Annotated in this window: 13 protein-coding genes; 3 read left to right on the top strand and 10 right to left on the bottom strand. The window is 36.8% G+C overall.

The annotated features are described in order from the left end of the window. Window positions 1–37: 37 nt before the first annotated feature. Together K350_RS0103495 and K350_RS0103500 are read right to left on the bottom strand one after the other, a co-directional pair. On the bottom strand, window positions 38–847 hold the full coding sequence (locus K350_RS0103495) for a Rossmann-fold NAD(P)-binding domain-containing protein (protein WP_028978712.1): 810 nt from the start codon (window positions 845–847) through the stop codon (window positions 38–40). A 39-nt stretch (window positions 848–886) separates the two neighbouring features. Then, window positions 887–1102, bottom strand: a complete 216-nt coding sequence (locus tag K350_RS0103500) for a hypothetical protein (protein WP_028978713.1) — start codon at window positions 1100–1102, stop codon at window positions 887–889. A gap of 123 nt (window positions 1103–1225) precedes the next feature. Here K350_RS0103500 and K350_RS27260 point away from each other — a divergent pair, with 123 nt between their 5' ends. Continuing rightward, window positions 1226–1882: a DUF2652 domain-containing protein gene (locus tag K350_RS27260; protein WP_051312840.1), complete on the top strand. Its 657-nt coding sequence runs from the start codon at window positions 1226–1228 to the stop codon at window positions 1880–1882. Here the strand turns inward: K350_RS27260 and K350_RS27265 are convergent. After that, complete coding sequence (locus tag K350_RS27265; RefSeq protein ID WP_051312841.1) at window positions 1851–3083, bottom strand: Pycsar system effector family protein; 1233 nt, start codon at window positions 3081–3083, stop codon at window positions 1851–1853. The genes K350_RS27260 and K350_RS27265 overlap by 32 nt on opposite strands. 133 nt (window positions 3084–3216) lie before the next feature. Here K350_RS27265 and K350_RS0103515 point away from each other — a divergent pair, with 133 nt between their 5' ends. Then, entirely contained in the window at window positions 3217–6927 is a 3711-nt protein-coding gene (locus K350_RS0103515; protein ID WP_028978714.1) for a metallophosphoesterase, read from the top strand. 19 nt (window positions 6928–6946) lie between these two features. Here K350_RS0103515 and K350_RS0103520 read toward each other — a convergent pair whose 3' ends face one another. The 3 genes from K350_RS0103520 to K350_RS0103530 all read right to left on the bottom strand — a co-directional run bounded on the left by K350_RS0103520 (window position 6947) and on the right by K350_RS0103530 (window position 7980). Beyond that, a complete protein-coding gene (locus K350_RS0103520; protein ID WP_028978715.1) occupies window positions 6947–7363 on the bottom strand; it encodes a response regulator in 417 nt (138 codons plus the stop codon). A gap of 186 nt (window positions 7364–7549) precedes the next feature. Continuing rightward, window positions 7550–7732, bottom strand: a complete 183-nt coding sequence (locus K350_RS31910; protein ID WP_342665039.1) for a T9SS type A sorting domain-containing protein — start codon at window positions 7730–7732, stop codon at window positions 7550–7552. Between the two features lie 23 nt (window positions 7733–7755). Next, on the bottom strand, window positions 7756–7980 hold the full coding sequence (locus K350_RS0103530) for a hypothetical protein (protein WP_028978716.1): 225 nt from the start codon (window positions 7978–7980) through the stop codon (window positions 7756–7758). 266 nt (window positions 7981–8246) lie between these two features. On the opposite strand from K350_RS0103530, the gene K350_RS0103535 reads away from it, so the two are divergent. After that, a complete protein-coding gene (locus K350_RS0103535) occupies window positions 8247–12464 on the top strand; it encodes an Ig-like domain-containing protein (RefSeq protein WP_162144128.1) in 4218 nt (1405 codons plus the stop codon). Window positions 12465–12583: 119 nt separating this feature from the next. Here K350_RS0103535 and K350_RS0103540 read toward each other — a convergent pair whose 3' ends face one another. The 4 genes from K350_RS0103540 to K350_RS0103555 all read right to left on the bottom strand — a co-directional run bounded on the left by K350_RS0103540 (window position 12584) and on the right by K350_RS0103555 (window position 16086). Then, complete coding sequence (locus K350_RS0103540) at window positions 12584–13030, bottom strand: SRPBCC family protein (protein WP_037573886.1); 447 nt, start codon at window positions 13028–13030, stop codon at window positions 12584–12586. Window positions 13031–13091: 61 nt separating this feature from the next. Further along, window positions 13092–13520: a VOC family protein gene (locus tag K350_RS0103545; RefSeq protein ID WP_028978719.1), complete on the bottom strand. Its 429-nt coding sequence runs from the start codon at window positions 13518–13520 to the stop codon at window positions 13092–13094. 192 nt (window positions 13521–13712) lie between these two features. Next, a complete protein-coding gene (lpdA, locus tag K350_RS0103550) occupies window positions 13713–15110 on the bottom strand; it encodes a dihydrolipoyl dehydrogenase (RefSeq protein ID WP_028978720.1) in 1398 nt (465 codons plus the stop codon). A gap of 37 nt (window positions 15111–15147) precedes the next feature. Beyond that, entirely contained in the window at window positions 15148–16086 is a 939-nt protein-coding gene (locus K350_RS0103555; protein ID WP_028978721.1) for a hypothetical protein, read from the bottom strand. Window positions 16087–16089 lie beyond the last annotated feature (3 nt).

Consider the following 16089-nt stretch of genomic DNA (forward strand, 5'->3'; position numbering starts at 1 on the left):
GTGCTTAGAGTTTGGATATTCCTACTATCAAATGAACTTAAATTGAATAATTAAATTTATATGGATCTTCGAATAAAAACTGATAAGACAATTCACTAATAAGCTTATCTGGGTTAATGATCTTATAGGGGTTAAGTTCTAAAGGATCTGCAAAATGAGGCTTTTCATAATTGTATGCTTCCGACAGAAAAGTGTAAAAATCTTTTTTCAAGGGATGTTTCGGAGCGCAAGCATTTAATATAATATTCCATTTCTGCTGTCTTATTATTTCGAATATAATCTGTACAGCATCATCTCTGTGTATTAAATTTACTGGCTCATTACCAAATGGCAGATCTTTTTTCCCAGCAAAATATTTAATCAATATACGATCATATCCTGTGAGGCCTCCAAATCTTACGACTGTAGAAGGTCTTCCGGAATTCCGGAATATTTTCTCCGCTTTATATAACAATGGATAATCACTATCTTCAATTGTTCTCACTGCCTCTTCTCCAAGTTCTGTATTAAGACTTTTATATATGGAAGTGGAGGAAGTATAAATGAGCTTAGTTTCAGGAGATGTGTTACTTACAAGAAAATCAAGAGAATCAAGATATTTCTGCTCAGATTGCTTTTTCTGAGAAGGTGGCAATGTTACAACAAGGACATCTGCATCAAATATATCTTTATCGGCCCTGAAATCCTCAAAAAGATTAACAAGAAAAGCTTTGATTCCCAGCCTGGTAAGTTGATCCATTTTCAACTCAGACGTTGTTGTTCCCTTTACTGCAAAGCCCTTCTCAATAAATAACATTGCAAGAGGTAATCCAAGCCAACCGCAACCTACGATACTTACTTTATTCATTAAACCTAAATTTCCCTAAATATAATAGGATTAATTAGCTCAACTGCAAATGATAATATCTTCTTTGCACTCTACAGGAATGGTAGTGGTTTTGTAAGGAGAAGCTTTACGCTTCTTCTTCCCGATTTCAACAGCTGATTTTAAAGTATTCTTCAGTGGCTCAGGAGAGTGGAGAACCGATAAAGAAAGTGCAAAAACCAATAAAATAATAAATGGCAGAATCATATTGATTCTGCCTTTGTCAGGACCTTTCATTGCAATGATATTTATCAATTAATCTATAGAATAAGAACAATTGTAGATTTTTAAGGGTTTCATTTTTAGTAGTCCCTTTGCCGGCAAAACGATAAAGGACATTATTACACTGAGTATAGCTTTATGTATATAGATCTCATTTCAGCGATTGAGGATGCCCAGCCTGCATTTTTTTTTATTCCGGACATTTCGGGATTTACCAAATTTATTAAAAGCACCAAAATCGAAAAAAGTAAGGAATACATCCATCAACTGTTAGAAGTAATAATTGACTCCAACATATTAAATTTTAAAACAGCTGAAATTCTGGGTGATGCTGTAATGTTTTATAAAACAGGAGATCCTCCAGGTTTTGATATGCTTGAATCTCAAGTAAAGAAGACTTTTCTGGACTTTCACCTTGCAATACAGGACATAAGAGAGAAGAGCAATATAGAACCTAAGGAGCTTTCCAATCTTACTATTAAAATTATAGTGCACTATGGATGCATCACAACGACTGAGATTAAAGGTATGTTGAAACTTGTTGGTCCGGACGTGATACTTGCACACCGTATATTGAAGAACAATGTTAAAGAGAAGGAATATCTGTTAATGACGGACCAGTATCTGTTCACTCAAAATGAACACCTCATTAAAAACAATTTTACATGGTCTAAGCTTAGAAGTGGCTCCAAAAGCTATGACTATATAGGCAAAGTGCATTATAAATTTTTAAGTCTCAGCCCACTTAAAGAAGAAATTGATACTAAGAAAACTTTAAATGATATTGCTTTATAGGATGATTGCCTATTTTCAGGTATATCAATATACTTACGAAAACCAATACAGTCACAATCAGGCCAACCATAAAAAATGTATAACTATATCTTAAAAGCCTGTATTTCTTTTGCAACACTAGTCCCAGGTAATATAAATCATTGATCATATTTGAATACAAGAGTACATCTTCTTTCATCACTTCCATAATAGATACTTCAAACTCAGGGAGACTAAGGTGAGTGAAGTTCCCAAAGAAGAGCAGATTATGTTTATCATTCCTTGGATCACCTTTTTCAAACCTATTTGTTACCTTTGGTTTGGCTGACTGTATAGCAAATATCACACTTCCCAGACTTGTTGCGATAAGAGTAATTGCGGGAAAAATCAAAGCCGGATTTTCTTTAAGGCTGGTGCCAAAAAAGGAAAACTTAGCACCTACCACAGTAAGCATCAGGGAAATAATTATAGTATTGATACTAATCATCATATTGGCCTTATTATCTGCAATAGAGCTAAGGTTTATGTGATTCCTGTAAACACTTCTAAACATTGTCTCAATGCCACGCTTAGGCACATTGGGCTTTTTCTCTTTTACCTTTTTCTTTTCTTCCTTTTGCAGGTAAGCTTCTACCTTTTTCTTTTGCTCTACTATATTTAATAATCGTTGAGCTCCATAAAGCTCTTCTGCTTCTCTGGTATAGTAGGAAATAGAAGAAAGGAACTTAAGCTGGTTTTTATCCCACTCCAGATCAGAACAATTGCTCATTCCAAAATTTTCCCATTCCAACTTCAATAACTCTGCCTTATTAATAAACTGCTTATCCCCAGTATGAGAAAGATCTGCGTCACATAATAACTTTTCAAGCTTCTCTGTTGGAGCTTCTGATCTTGATGTAGCTTTTATACAACTGAGAACTTTAGCAATTTTATCCTTGTCAAAATCAGCCTTCAAAAGGAATTCTTCCGCAATACGCATACTTTCAGCCTCATGGTTTTTATACCCGTTTATAAAGCCTGTATCATGAAACCAGGCCGCCACTTCAAGAATCTCCAACTCATCTGAATTAAGATCTGCAAGCTTTCCAAGATCAATGCAGGATTTAACTATTTCACTTGTATGATGAAAGTTATGATACAAATATTGAGGAGATAGCTTATCCCTTAACAGATTAAAAACATAAGGGACAACTTCTCCTAATATTTTAGTAGTATGTGCCATCTAAAAAAACACTTAAAGTAAAATAGAGTTAATGAAATAACCGGATATTGCTGATAAGTGTTTACATATCCTTGCCAGATTAAAATCTTTAGTTCTTTCAGATAAAACTGACCAAAACTTTCCGTATTCAAACATGAAGTTTTTTTTAGCGATAAATGTTTTTATTCTTTCAATACTGAATGTTTCCTGTATAGATTTACCCTACTACAAAAAAGAAGTAAGAAACTGGAAAACAGTTCGTCCTGATAGTACGCAACCCGTATTTTCAGTTTATCTTATTGGTGATGCCGGAAGCCCGTCCCTTACTGTCCAGGAACCTACTTTAAAACTTCTCGAACAAAGAATTCACGGCGATACTAACAGCGCCGTTATTTTTTTAGGAGACAATATTTATTTTGACGGTATGCCAGATTCCTCAGCCAGCTCCCGAGAAAAACAGGAAGCCAAACTTATAGAACAACTTAAAATTTTTGAGGATTATAAAGGCCAGGTATATCTGGTTTCCGGCAACCATGATTGGGATTATATGAAGGCCGGAGGACTTAAGGCAATTAAAAGGCAGGAAGTTTTTGTAGAAAATTACTTAAAGAGAGGCAATTCATTTGTTCCCGACAATGCATGTCCAGGCCCTTTCACTGCAAAGATTCACCCTCAGATAGCTTTTGCAGCTGTAGATTCTCAATGGTGGCTTCATAAATATGTTAAACCATACGGAGTATGCGGTGATTGCGAAGCAGAAGATGAAGACGATATGATCCTGCAACTCAAGGACTTTCTTGACAATAATAAAAACAGACATAAACTTGTGGTAGCCCATCATCCACTATATAGTAATGGGAACCATGGTGGGTATTATACCTTTCTGGATTATATATTTCCCTTAAGAATCATAAGAAAAAATCTCTATGTTCCACTTCCAGGTATTGGAGCCATTTATCCTTTATCCAGAAAATTTGGTGGTGTTGACCAGGACATTTCACACTATAGATACCAATATTTCAAAACCCGAATTACTTCAGTAATCGGAGAGTATGATAACCTAGTGTACTCCGCAGGCCATGACCATAATCTTCAGCTTCATATAGAAGGAAAAATCAATCATGTAGTAAGCGGAGCAGGAAGCAGACTGAATCCTGTATCAGGAGGAGGCAGTGCCTTGTATACACAACGTGCCAAAGGATTTGCCAGAATCAACTACTATAATTCAGGACAAGCTTGGATTGAATACTGGATACCTGAAGGAGACGGATCAACTGGCATTATAAAATTCAGACATAAGCTGTATGAGAAAAAGACTGGTGCATTAGAGTTGTTTTGTTCTTTATCCGGAAAAAACTATAAAGACTCTTCCGTTACCATGGCAGCATCCAAACAATATAAGACTTCGAAATTTCACCAGTTTTTATTTGGAAACCACTATAGAAAAGATTGGACTCAGCCTATCACCATCCCCTATGTAAATCTCAGCACTGATGAAGGGGGCTTGATTCCATATGGTATAGGCGGTGGTAAACAATCCAAATCACTTAAATTAAAAAACCTTGATGGAAAGAAGTTTGTATTAAGGTCCATCAATAAAAACCCTTCAAAAGCAATTCCTGCAACATTCAAAAATACTATTGTACAAGATCTTGCACAGGATCAAATCTCTGCACAACACCCATATGGCTGCCTTGTGGCTGCAAAGATAGCTGAAGCTGTGGGTGTATATCATACCAACCCTAGGATAGTATACATTCCCAACGATAGCTGCCTTGGACCATACCGTGAAGAATTTAAAGGCACCTTGTCATTTCTGGAAGAAGATGCCAATGATGACCATTCCAATGTCGCAAGTCTGGGCTATGCAAAAAATATTGTCGGTACAGATAAGGTGTTTGAAGAAATTGAAGAAGACAATGACAACATAGTAGATCAAAGATTTTTTCTGAAAACAAGGCTTATTGATATGCTTATGGGAGACTGGGATAGACATGAGCGGCAGTTCCGGTGGACAGCTATTCCTACTGAAAAAGGAAAGATTTACAGAGTAATCCCTGAAGACCGTGATCAGGTGTTTTATAAATTTGACGGTGTGCTCCCCTCTATTATCAGCAGAAAATGGTTAATAAGAAATCTTCAAACTTTTGATTACAAATACGGAGACATTGTTGGCCTTAACCTTAGCGCCAAAAATATCGACAGAAGATTCTTAAGTACCCTAACTGAAAAAGACTGGATAGCGATTGCTGACAGCATCAGCGACGAGTTATCTGATAAAGAAATAGATGAAGCCGTTAAAGCACTTCCTGATTCTATATACCCAATACATGGTCCTGAAATTACAGCAAAGTTGAAAAGCAGAAGAAATCTGCTACGCGAAGCAGCTCTTAAATATTATCGAGAGCTGAACCAATATGTTGACGTCTTTGGGAGTGATAAAGATGAGCATTTCTCTGTAGAAAGAATAGATGATTCACAAACTAAGGTTACTATCAACAAAATCAATAAAGAAGGAGAAGTATCAAGGAAATTATATGAGCGTACTTTTAAATCAGATGTAACTAGAGAGATAAGATTATACGGACTTGGCGGGGAAGATAAATTCCTCCTCAACGGTGAGGTTGACAAGGGTATTAAAGTCAGAATAATAGGAGGTAAAGACCAAGATACAATCCTTGATTTATCAAAGGTTAATAGCTGTGGAAACCGCACCTTTATCTATGATACCAACTATGATACTTTTATACAAAAAGGAAAAAGTACGAGCATACAAACTTCATTCAAAGAAAGCGTGAACTTTCCGGGTCTTGATGAATTCAGGTACAAATATCTTGGACCACAGGCAACCCTGTATTACAATCCTGATGATGGATTTTATATAGGCGCAGGTGTACTATATCAGACATATAAATTTCGAAGCATACCATATGGAGCTAGTCACAAGCTGATGGTTAACGTTGCAACCACCACCCGCTCCAGGAAAATAGAATACACGGGTGAGATAAAAAACATTATAAAAAAATATGATTTGTACATTCATGCATTATCATATGCACCGGCATTTGTATTTAACTTCTTCGGATACGGCAATGAGACTCCAGGAAAAATTGCAGGAATTGATTTCTATAGAGTACGATTGCTGCATACCATGATCAACCCTGCTTTATCCAAAAACATTACAAGCTATTTTAAAATAAATCTTGGACCACTTTACGAATACTACAGAGTAGAAGACAACACTGGAACATTACTCTCTGAAACGCTTGGAGAAACGAATCCTGAGATATACAACGGACAGCAGTTCCTTGGACTAAGGACTTCATTTATACTAGGAACAAGAGATAATATTTACAATCCTACAAGAGGTATATTACTGACAACTGAAGCCAACATTAGCAGAAGGCTTACATTTAGCAAAGGATACTACAGGCATTTTAAAAGTGAATTTGTAGTATATATTACTCCTAACCTACCTAAACAACTAACGCTGGCAATGCGTATTGGCGGTGCTGCTACCGGAGGAGATTTTGAATTTTATCAGGGTAATAGTATTGGCCTGACTCAAAACGTAAGAGGTTACAGAAAAACAAGATTCATTGGAGATGATTCTTTCTATCAGAATGTGGAAATAAGGGGAGAGCTCTTCAACTTTAATGCATACATATTTCCTGCGAAATTCGGGTTAATGGCTTTATTGGATAATGGCCGAGTATATGTACGTGGAGAAAAATCAAGAGAATGGCATACATCCTATGGGCCGGGAGTGTGGATGTCAATTTATGACAGATTTGTGATGAATGCTACTTATGCTTTTTCAGAAGAAGATCAATTATTTAATTTCAGGCTGGGATTCTTTTATTAAAAAATATAATACAAAAAAATTATTCACTACAATAGGATTTCCAATCCTGCAAAACCTTTAATATCTTCTCCTCTGTAAGCGGTTTGGTAAGAAATTCACGAACCTTAAATTTTTCAATTTGCCTAATATCATTCTCATTAGAAGAAGTGGAAAGCATAATGATGTTGATGTTTTCCTTATTAGGCAGATTTAAGGTATTAAACTCTTTTAGAAACTCAATCCCATCCATCACTGGCATTTTAATATCCAGAAAAATCAAGTGGGAACAGTTTTTAAAGTTCTTGCAAAACTTATGGACATGCTCCAGCCCTTCATAGCCATTTGTGGCTGTGGTTATGTTACTGGCTACGTTTAATTTTTTCAGAAGACGTTGATTTATGAAGTTTGTGATATTATCATCGTCTATCAAAAGTACGTTTTCAATTTTATTATTCATGCATACTGGAAGTTTATGCTTTTAAACCCCAAAGACTGCTTAAAGTAATTTATTAACAAATAAATGCGAAAAATGTTTATAACTTTAACAAATAATATACCCTTTCAAAATATTGCTTTGATTTACAATTTATTTTGAGTTAATGCAAATCATTTCTTTACAATTTGTAAAACTCAAAATCACCACCTACTTTACAATGACAAGTCTTTCAGAAAAAGATTTACCTTCGCTTTCATATTTTAATAAATAGATTCCTGCTCGAATATCCCTAATTTGAACCCTGGTAGACTTATTATCAGGCTCTGCATTAATTTCTTTTACAACGTCTCCTTGCATAGTTAATATCGTAACAATGCCATTACCATTTATTGCAAAAGATTCTCACTGGGTAGCTAATGGTGTAATAGAAGTTTTCCAGATTCACTCATATTAATCTCCGCCGCCGCAAGAACTGTCACTGTCAGAGCTGCTGCAGGAACTTCCGCTATCAGAGCCACCATAGAAACTGCCCAAGCTTGACCAATCAATGATAATGCATTATCTCCGGTCCAGCCATTATCTTCGAAGGCATTTCTTTCATAAACAAACGCAGGACAGAGCAAGGCCGATCCAATCATAAAATACTTCCAGTCCCAATCCTCAGTATTTATGTGTGAAGAAGTCTTCTTCTCTATTTATTTTTTAAAAATCATTTTTACTATGTAAAATTTTATAAGATAATACTTGTATGATATTCAATTAGTTTACCTGCCCATTATTTCCCTTATCGACAAAATCGTCCCATTCGACTTACCTTATGTATCTTTTGATACAAAGATCCAAAATTCCTTCCCTTACCTTTCTAAAACCGCCGATCATAAAACAATCCCAAACTCAATTCATTATGAAAAAAATTCTACTGGCCTTTGTGCTAACAGGAACGGCCTATCTCTCTATGGCCCAAGCACCAGAAGATCCTGAAAAATTCAAAGTAAAGTTTAAATCAGGAGATTATATTCCTGAAAAACAAGTTAATCTCTCTCCTATGAAAAGAAAGAGCTCAACGAGAAGCCGTTATGTATTAATTCAATTCAATAGTTTGCCATCAAAGGCTGATCATGAAAGAATAAAAAATGCCGGCATAGAGTTATTGGAGTACATTCCCAACAATGCATTTTGGGCATATATCCCTTCAATGCTGCAAGAAAGTACACTCTTAACTCTGAATATAAGAGCTATCGAAGCAATAAAAGCTGAACATAAAATTGATCCCGTGTTAAATAACAAAGTCCCGGTTCATGCAGAAAAAATTGTTGGTAATGCAGACCTTATGATCACATATTTTAAGTCAGACTTATCGCTGTCTGTTAAAGCTGATCTTATAAAATCAGGGGCCAAAATTCTTTCTGAGTATCCTTTCCAAAACTTATTAGAAATTAGGATCGGAAAAAGCCAGATTCCTGTAATTGCACAGATTGAAGGTATTTCTTCCATTGCTCCAATTACCCCGGAACCCCAGCCGGACAACTTTACCGAAACAAATACCATACGCGCAAATGTATTAAGGTCTGGAGTTATATCATCCAGGAATCTGAAAGGTGAAGGTATCACTGTAGCAGTTGGAGATATTTTTACAGGAAGTATTCATGCCGATATGCAAAACAGAGTTGAACTAATAGGGACGCAAACAGGATCTCATGGAGATCATACTTCGGGCACTATTGCCGGCGCTGGAAATATTAATCCTTTATACACCGGTGTTGCGCCAAAGACAAATCTCATCCTTACAAACATGGAAGATGATGTATATAATGCTTCCACATACTACACTAATGACAATGTAAAAATCACAAGCAATTCATACGGCTATTATGAACACGGCGAATACAACTATGACAGTCGTACTGTTGATATTCAGCTCAGCAGCACAGGCTATTCAGATTTATTGCATGTTTTTTCCGCGGGTAATTTTGGCCCTTCTTTCAAAACAGCCAGAGGAGGATTCCAGGCTGCGAAAAACTCACTTGTTGTAGGAAATATAGATGGAAAATATAACCTCAATGCTACATCAAGTATAGGTCCAGTAGCAGACGGAAGAATAAAACCGGAAGTCGTAGCTGTTGGTACCAGTGTATATTCACTTTCCAAAGAAAATCAATATGCTTCAATGTCTGGCACGAGTATGTCTACTCCTGCAGTTTCAGGAGCCTCTGCCCTTTTATATGAACGTTATAAACAACTGAATGCTAATTCCAATCCGTCCTCATCTCTCATAAAAGCCTTACTTTGCAATTCTGCTGATGACCTTGGCAATCCAGGCCCGGATTATAAATTTGGATTTGGGGTCATCAATCTTAAAAGAGCAATTGAAGACCTTGAAGGCACTAAATACTTTCAGGCAACAGTGAATGCAGGTGATAGCACAACACATACATTAACCGTTCCTTCAGGTTCCTCAAAATTAAAAGTTTTATTATACTGGCAAGACCTGCCGGCATCTGTTAGCTCTTCTGTATCTCTGGTGAATAATCTTAATCTTAGAGTTAAAAACGGATCAAATGTTTTCCTGCCATGGATACTTAATTCCACAACAGGACAAGAAGATAACATTGCAACAAGGGGAATCGACAACTATAACAATATTGAGCAAGTAACAATTGATAACCCATCGGGGACATTTAATTTTACAGTAAACGGGAATTTGCTGGCTTCGGGAACACAAAGTTATGTGGTCGTTTATGAAATCATTCAGCCTGCATTAACTGTCACTTATCCATACTCGGGAGAATCATTTACCCCAGGAGAAGCTGTAACTTTAAGATGGGATGAATCAGCACCAGGCCCTTTTAATTTAGATTATTCCATCAATGGTGGTTCTACCTGGACCAATATTGCAGGCAATATACCCGGAGGACAAAGGTACTATGATTGGACCATTCCTAATGTAACATCAGCAGGATTTAAAGTACGTATTTCAAACGGAACAATCACCGGTACCAGCGAAGGCTCTTCTTATATTATTGGTGTTCCGAAAAACCTGATTGTCAACACTCCTTCACCAAACCAGAAACAAATTTCTTGGCAAGCTGTAACAGGTGCAACGTCATATGATGTATATCGGTTAAAACCTACAGACAATGAAATTCAGCTAATCGCAAATACTACAACAATCAATTATACTTTTCAGAATACAACTTCTGAAAATGAATGGTACAGCGTAAGAGCTAAAAATACTGACGGAGCTATAGGAAGGAGAGCGCCTGCAATGAAATCCTCCAAATACAGGATACCTGAGAATCCAGCAAATGCTGTTGCTGGGGTAAGTTATAAATATTATGAAGGAGTATGGACGAGTATCCCTGATTTCAGCACTCTTACACCTGTTAAAACAGGTACCTTTTCTTATCTTGATCACTATCAGATCAGGAACAGAGATGATAATTATGGCATCAGGTATAATGGTTACATTAATATTCCAGCAGATGGGATTTATACAGTCCACATTCAGGGAAGAACAACCGGAAAACTGTCAATAGGAAATGATATTACAATTCAGAATTCCTATAGTATTGATGGTGATAATTCAAGTAGTGCAAACATAGCTTTAAAAGCAGGAAAACATGCATTTACAGCAGACATGTTTGATCATGATGATTTAAATGAGTTCTTCATATTTCTGATAGCAGGTCCTGGCCTCCCACTCAGATCCATTACTCCTGAAGATTTGTATACTGTTTCAGGATCTGCACCAATAGTAAGTATCACTTCTCCGCTGAACAATAGCACCTCAAGTACTTCCTCTGTAACAATTAACGTTGCTGCAAGTGACAGTGATGGTTCGATTTCAAAGGTGGAATTTTATGAAGGTTCAGATAAAATCGGAGAAGATTTAAACTCTCCATTCAGCTTTGCTTTCACAAATCTCAACTCCGGCACCTATCAACTCAGAGCAAAAGCTTATGACAACACAGGCTTAACCTCTATCTCAACTCCTGTAACAATTACTGTAAACACCTCTAATACCCCACCGACAGTCAGTATAACATCTCCTTTAACAGGAGCTCATTTTACTGCACCAGCCTCAATTAATATTTTTACCAGTGTCACTGATCAGGAGGGACCTATATCAAAAGTTGAATTCTATCAAGGATCAGTTAAATTAGGAGAAGATGCATTCTACCCGGGATTTGACTGGAGCTGGACTAATGTTCCTGCAGGAACATATAAACTAACTGCAAAAGCTTTTGATAGTGGAGGATTAACAAAAGTTTCAGATACTATAACGGTTATTGTTGATCCGGCGTCTAACGCTGCACCTGTTGTAAGCTTAACTGCTCCTGCTAATAATGCAACATTTACAGCGCCTGCAAGCATAACAATAACTGCGAATGCTAGTGATTCAGATGGCAGTATTTCAAAAGTGGAATTCTACCAAGGCACGACTAAATTAGGTGAAGTTCTTACTGCTCCATATAGCTATTCCTGGTCGAATGTTGCTGCGGGAACTTACTCTATTACGGCAAAAGCATTTGATAATGCAAACGCAAGCACTACGTCATCAGCTGTCTCTATAACAGTTAATGCCGCACCTACAGCAGATCTTATTGGTCCCGATTGTTCAACATCCGGACAAACATTTGTGCTTGAAGTAAACCCTTCCTTACGTGCAGGAGCTATTACTTATAACTGGTGGTCCAATACTTCGGTGCAAAGCATTACTCCGGTATCCGGTCAGCCATATAAGGCGACAGTTTTATTGACATCATCCTTTACTGGAGGGCAGCTTTGTGCTGGTATAAATTACAACGGAGAACCATATTATCGACAGTTATGCAAAACCATCAGTGTTTGTTCTTCTCCAAGGATGGGAACGCATGAGTCTTCTTCTGCGACAGTAATTTCGCCCAATCCATCTGACTTTAGTTTTTCAATTAAAGCTGATAAAGTAATATCTTCTATGTCTCTATTTAACAATCTTGGACAAGAAGTTTATTCTCATAATAATATAGGTGAAATTGATGTGAAAGATTTTGGGAAAGACTTATTTCATGGTGTTTATATTCTATTTGTGAATTATGCGGATGGAAGTAAGGAAACAATTAAGCTGGTGAAAACAAAATAGTGAAATAAAAAAAGAAGCTCGTTTACCGGGCTTCTTTTTTATCTTATGATGATATTCGTTTCTTTATAAATGGGAAAATAATGAATGACAAACAAAGGAATGTCCCTTTAGCATAAAGGTTATTTCTCCGCAATGTTTTTCACAATTTCCAATGCTTTTGGAAAAGTCTTATTGAAATAATCCTGATACTGATTGGTTACATCAACTTCCACATTAAGTTCAGTTATACCATTATTCTCAGAAAGAAAATAACTTTCCTTTGCACCTTCCCAATCCTCACTTTCTTTAGTTTTAATCTCTTCCTTGCCCTTTAAAACAATACCCAGATGCCTGAAGGTCATTTGAGTGTTAGGTTTCTTTACTTCTATAACACTAAACATACCATCTCCTTCTTCAGTCAGAAATTTTATCTTACTCCCTTCTTTCCAGTCGCTTTCCGCATAAGAACCAGGACTAAAAGCGCTAGTCCATTGACGGTATGAAGCATCAGACCAAAGTGCATCCCACACTTTATCTTGCGATGCGTTAATCCGCACCGAAAATTTTAGTAATGTCAACGTAACCATAGGAATATGTCTTTATTTATAAAACAAATTTTGATTTCAAGCTGGTTTCATAACCTTCATATTATTTACTTTTATCGAAACTTACCATCCAATTAGTTCCGAATTTGTCCTCGCACATACCAAAATAAGATCCCCAAAATGTATCTGCTAAAGGCATTACTACCTTTCCTCCATCAGATAGCGAATTAAAAACTTTATCAGCAGCAGATTTTGAATCCGCACTGAAGCTCAAGGTAATATTACTTCCAAATATCACCTGTCCATATTCAGGATTTGAATCGCAGCCCATAAGTACATTGTCTTTATTAATCGGCAGAGATACATGCATAATTCGGTCCCCAAACTTTGCATCAATTTTAAATTCCTCAGAAGGAGGCATATCTTTATATTTTTGAACAGCGGTAAACTCTCCGCCAAATACGGATTTATAAAAGTTAAATGCTTCCAGGCAATTACCGTTGAAAGTTAAATAAGGGTTGATTTGTGACATTTTTGTTAGATGTTAAGAGTTATACACTTATACAAAATAATCGTTCATAAGTTAAAAACAGGAGGTAAAAAACGACAATATAGAAGGGCTTTTCAGGCATTTCCTTTCTCACCAACTCATTCAATTCATATTAAAACAAAGGGGGCTATTCTTATTCAGAATAGCCCCCCTTTGTTTTAATGTTTATGAAGATTACATATGCAACGCTCTGTTCTCTGTTGCTGCAAGACATGCCTCTTTAAATGCTTCCGTATAAGTAGGGTGCGCATGTGACATTCTTGATACATCTTCTGCAGACGCTCTGAACTCCATCGCCACCACAGCCTCTGCTATCATATCAGCAGCTCTCGGACCTATAATATGAACTCCAAGAATCTCATCAGTTCCTTTATCTGCAAGCACTTTTACAAACCCGTCCAGATCCATACTTGCTCTCGCTCTTCCTAAAGCTTTGAATGGAAATGATCCTGTTTTATATGCTCTTCCTTGTTCCTTTAATTGCTCTTCAGTAAAACCAACAGCTGCAACTTCAGGCCAGGTATAAACCACTCCTGGAATGAGATTGTAATTGATGTGTGGTTTTTGGCCAGCCATGTACTCAGCTACGAATACTCCTTCTTCTTCAGCCTTATGAGCAAGCATTGCCCCACGAACTACGTCACCTATTGCATAAATTCCAGGAACAGAAGTTTCCAAGTGATCATTTACAGCGATTCTTCCTCTTTCATCCAGCTTTACCCCAGCTTTCTCAAGGCCCAAACCTTCTGTATAAGGTCTTCTTCCCACAGATACAAGGCAATAATCCCCTTTGAATTCAACTGAATTTCCAAGCTTATCATCTGCCTTTACAGATACTTCTTTTCCTTTTACAGTTGCGCCTGTAACTTTATGATTGAAGTAAAATTCAAAGCCTAGTCCCTTCAATACCTTTTGCAACTCTCTTCCAAGAGCTTTATCCATTGTCGGAATAATTGAATCGAGGTATTCTATAACCGTAATCTTTGTACCAAGTCTGGCATATACAGAACCAAGCTCAAGACCGATTACACCTCCTCCTATCACAATCATATGTTTAGGAATTTCAGTAAGGTTAAGCGCCTCAGTAGAAGTGATAATTCTTTGCTTATCGATAGCTATTGAAGGCAATGAAGACGGTTTTGAACCTGTGGCAATGATTGTCTTCTTGGTTGTAATGGTTTTATTTCCATCAGCACCTGCTATCTGAATTGTATTTTTATCCAGGAAAGAACCAAGTCCGGTGAATACATCAATTTTATTTTTCTTCATCAAAAAGTTGATCCCATCTACCGTCTTGCTAACGACATCTCCTTTTCTCTGAATCATCTGCTTAATATTAGCCTTCAGATCTTTTAACTCAATACCATGTGACTTAAAAGCATGAGCAGCATTATGATAATGCTCCGAAGAATCAAGTAATGCTTTTGATGGTATACAACCCACGTTAAGACAAGTACCTCCTAACGAAGTATATTTCTCAACCAGAGCTGTTTTCATTCCTAACTGGGCACATCTGATGGCAGCAACATAACCGCCAGGACCCGAACCAATAACTACAACATCATATGTCATATGATCAGAAATTTAAAAAGTTAAAATTGTGAAATATTTATTCAAAATATCTGACAAACTGCCTCAAGCTCCTTCGCTCAATGTTGGCATTTTCGTCTTTTGCAAAACTTATAATTTCTCCGTCTCTGGCATCTATAACAACATGCAGGTAATAAATATTCCCCTCATATGCTTCCATTCCTCCTCCTGCAGTTCCTTCAAAGCTTTTACCCCTTCCCAGTACATCAGTGTAGGGTATAACAGCTGTATATGCTGCCGTACTGTCTGATGTCCTTATTTTTCCTGTAACGTCTGCAAAATCCGTCAAACGATACTTCTGAGTGTATTCTTCAGAAACATATGCAAATGTTTTGAAAAAACGTTTAAGCTGAAGAGTGTCAATGTTTAGTGTCCTATCCTTCAGAGTCTGCGCCTTTGATGCAATGGATCTGAAATACTCTTTATCAGAAAATCCTGGTTCCAGTTTTTTATAAGCAAACAGCTTAGAAATTTGCTGAACTGCGATTATAAAATCTCCTTCAATAGGCGCTGATACAGCTGTCCGGAATTTATAAAACGGCTTCTCAAAATTTTCTGATAATGCCAAATCAAAATAACCATGTTCTTTGGCATTCCATAATACAGATCTGGGATCTACGTCAGGACTGAGTTTTTCAAGAAGAGCGTTTTTCTGATTTCTAAGAGAAGAAAATTCGAGGGTAAAATATTCTGTATTTTTTGCAGCGTATAATTTTCTTACCTGGGACAGATCCATGAATTCTATTGATATCGAATCCCAGTATTCCGGGACAATGGACTTCAGCAAATCATTACTTCTTTTTCCCCAGGCAAAAGTAGTATCTGCAAGCACTACAATCAGTTTTCTTTCTTTGATTTTCTTAGCATCACTCAACTTGATGTCAAAGATCTGAGCATGGCTTTGTGATGATGCAAAAATCAGAGAAAGAAAAACTAAAAGCAGTCTGAAATAATACATATA

The organism is Sporocytophaga myxococcoides DSM 11118 (assembly GCF_000426725.1).
Taxonomy (GTDB): Bacteria; Bacteroidota; Bacteroidia; order Cytophagales; family Cytophagaceae; genus Sporocytophaga; species Sporocytophaga myxococcoides.

Bases quoted from the DNA above. Each gene is read 5' to 3' on its own strand.
- K350_RS0103495 (WP_028978712.1), bottom strand. From the start codon at position 847: ATGAATAAAGTAAGTATCGTAGGTTGCGGTTGGCTTGGATTACCTCTT.
- K350_RS0103500 (WP_028978713.1), bottom strand. From the start codon at position 1,102: ATGAAAGGTCCTGACAAAGGCAGAATCAATATGATTCTGCCATTTATT.
- K350_RS27260 (WP_051312840.1), top strand. From the start codon at position 1,226: ATGTATATAGATCTCATTTCAGCGATTGAGGATGCCCAGCCTGCATTT.
- K350_RS27265 (WP_051312841.1), bottom strand. From the start codon at position 3,083: ATGGCACATACTACTAAAATATTAGGAGAAGTTGTCCCTTATGTTTTT.
- K350_RS0103515 (WP_028978714.1), top strand. From the start codon at position 3,217: ATGAAGTTTTTTTTAGCGATAAATGTTTTTATTCTTTCAATACTGAAT.
- K350_RS0103520 (WP_028978715.1), bottom strand. From the start codon at position 7,363: ATGAATAATAAAATTGAAAACGTACTTTTGATAGACGATGATAATATC.
- K350_RS0103530 (WP_028978716.1), bottom strand. From the start codon at position 7,980: ATGATTGGATCGGCCTTGCTCTGTCCTGCGTTTGTTTATGAAAGAAAT.
- K350_RS0103535 (WP_162144128.1), top strand. From the start codon at position 8,247: ATGAAAAAAATTCTACTGGCCTTTGTGCTAACAGGAACGGCCTATCTC.
- K350_RS0103540 (WP_037573886.1), bottom strand. From the start codon at position 13,030: ATGGTTACGTTGACATTACTAAAATTTTCGGTGCGGATTAACGCATCG.
- K350_RS0103545 (WP_028978719.1), bottom strand. From the start codon at position 13,520: ATGTCACAAATCAACCCTTATTTAACTTTCAACGGTAATTGCCTGGAA.
- lpdA (WP_028978720.1), bottom strand. From the start codon at position 15,110: ATGACATATGATGTTGTAGTTATTGGTTCGGGTCCTGGCGGTTATGTT.
- K350_RS0103555 (WP_028978721.1), bottom strand. From the start codon at position 16,086: ATGTATTATTTCAGACTGCTTTTAGTTTTTCTTTCTCTGATTTTTGCA.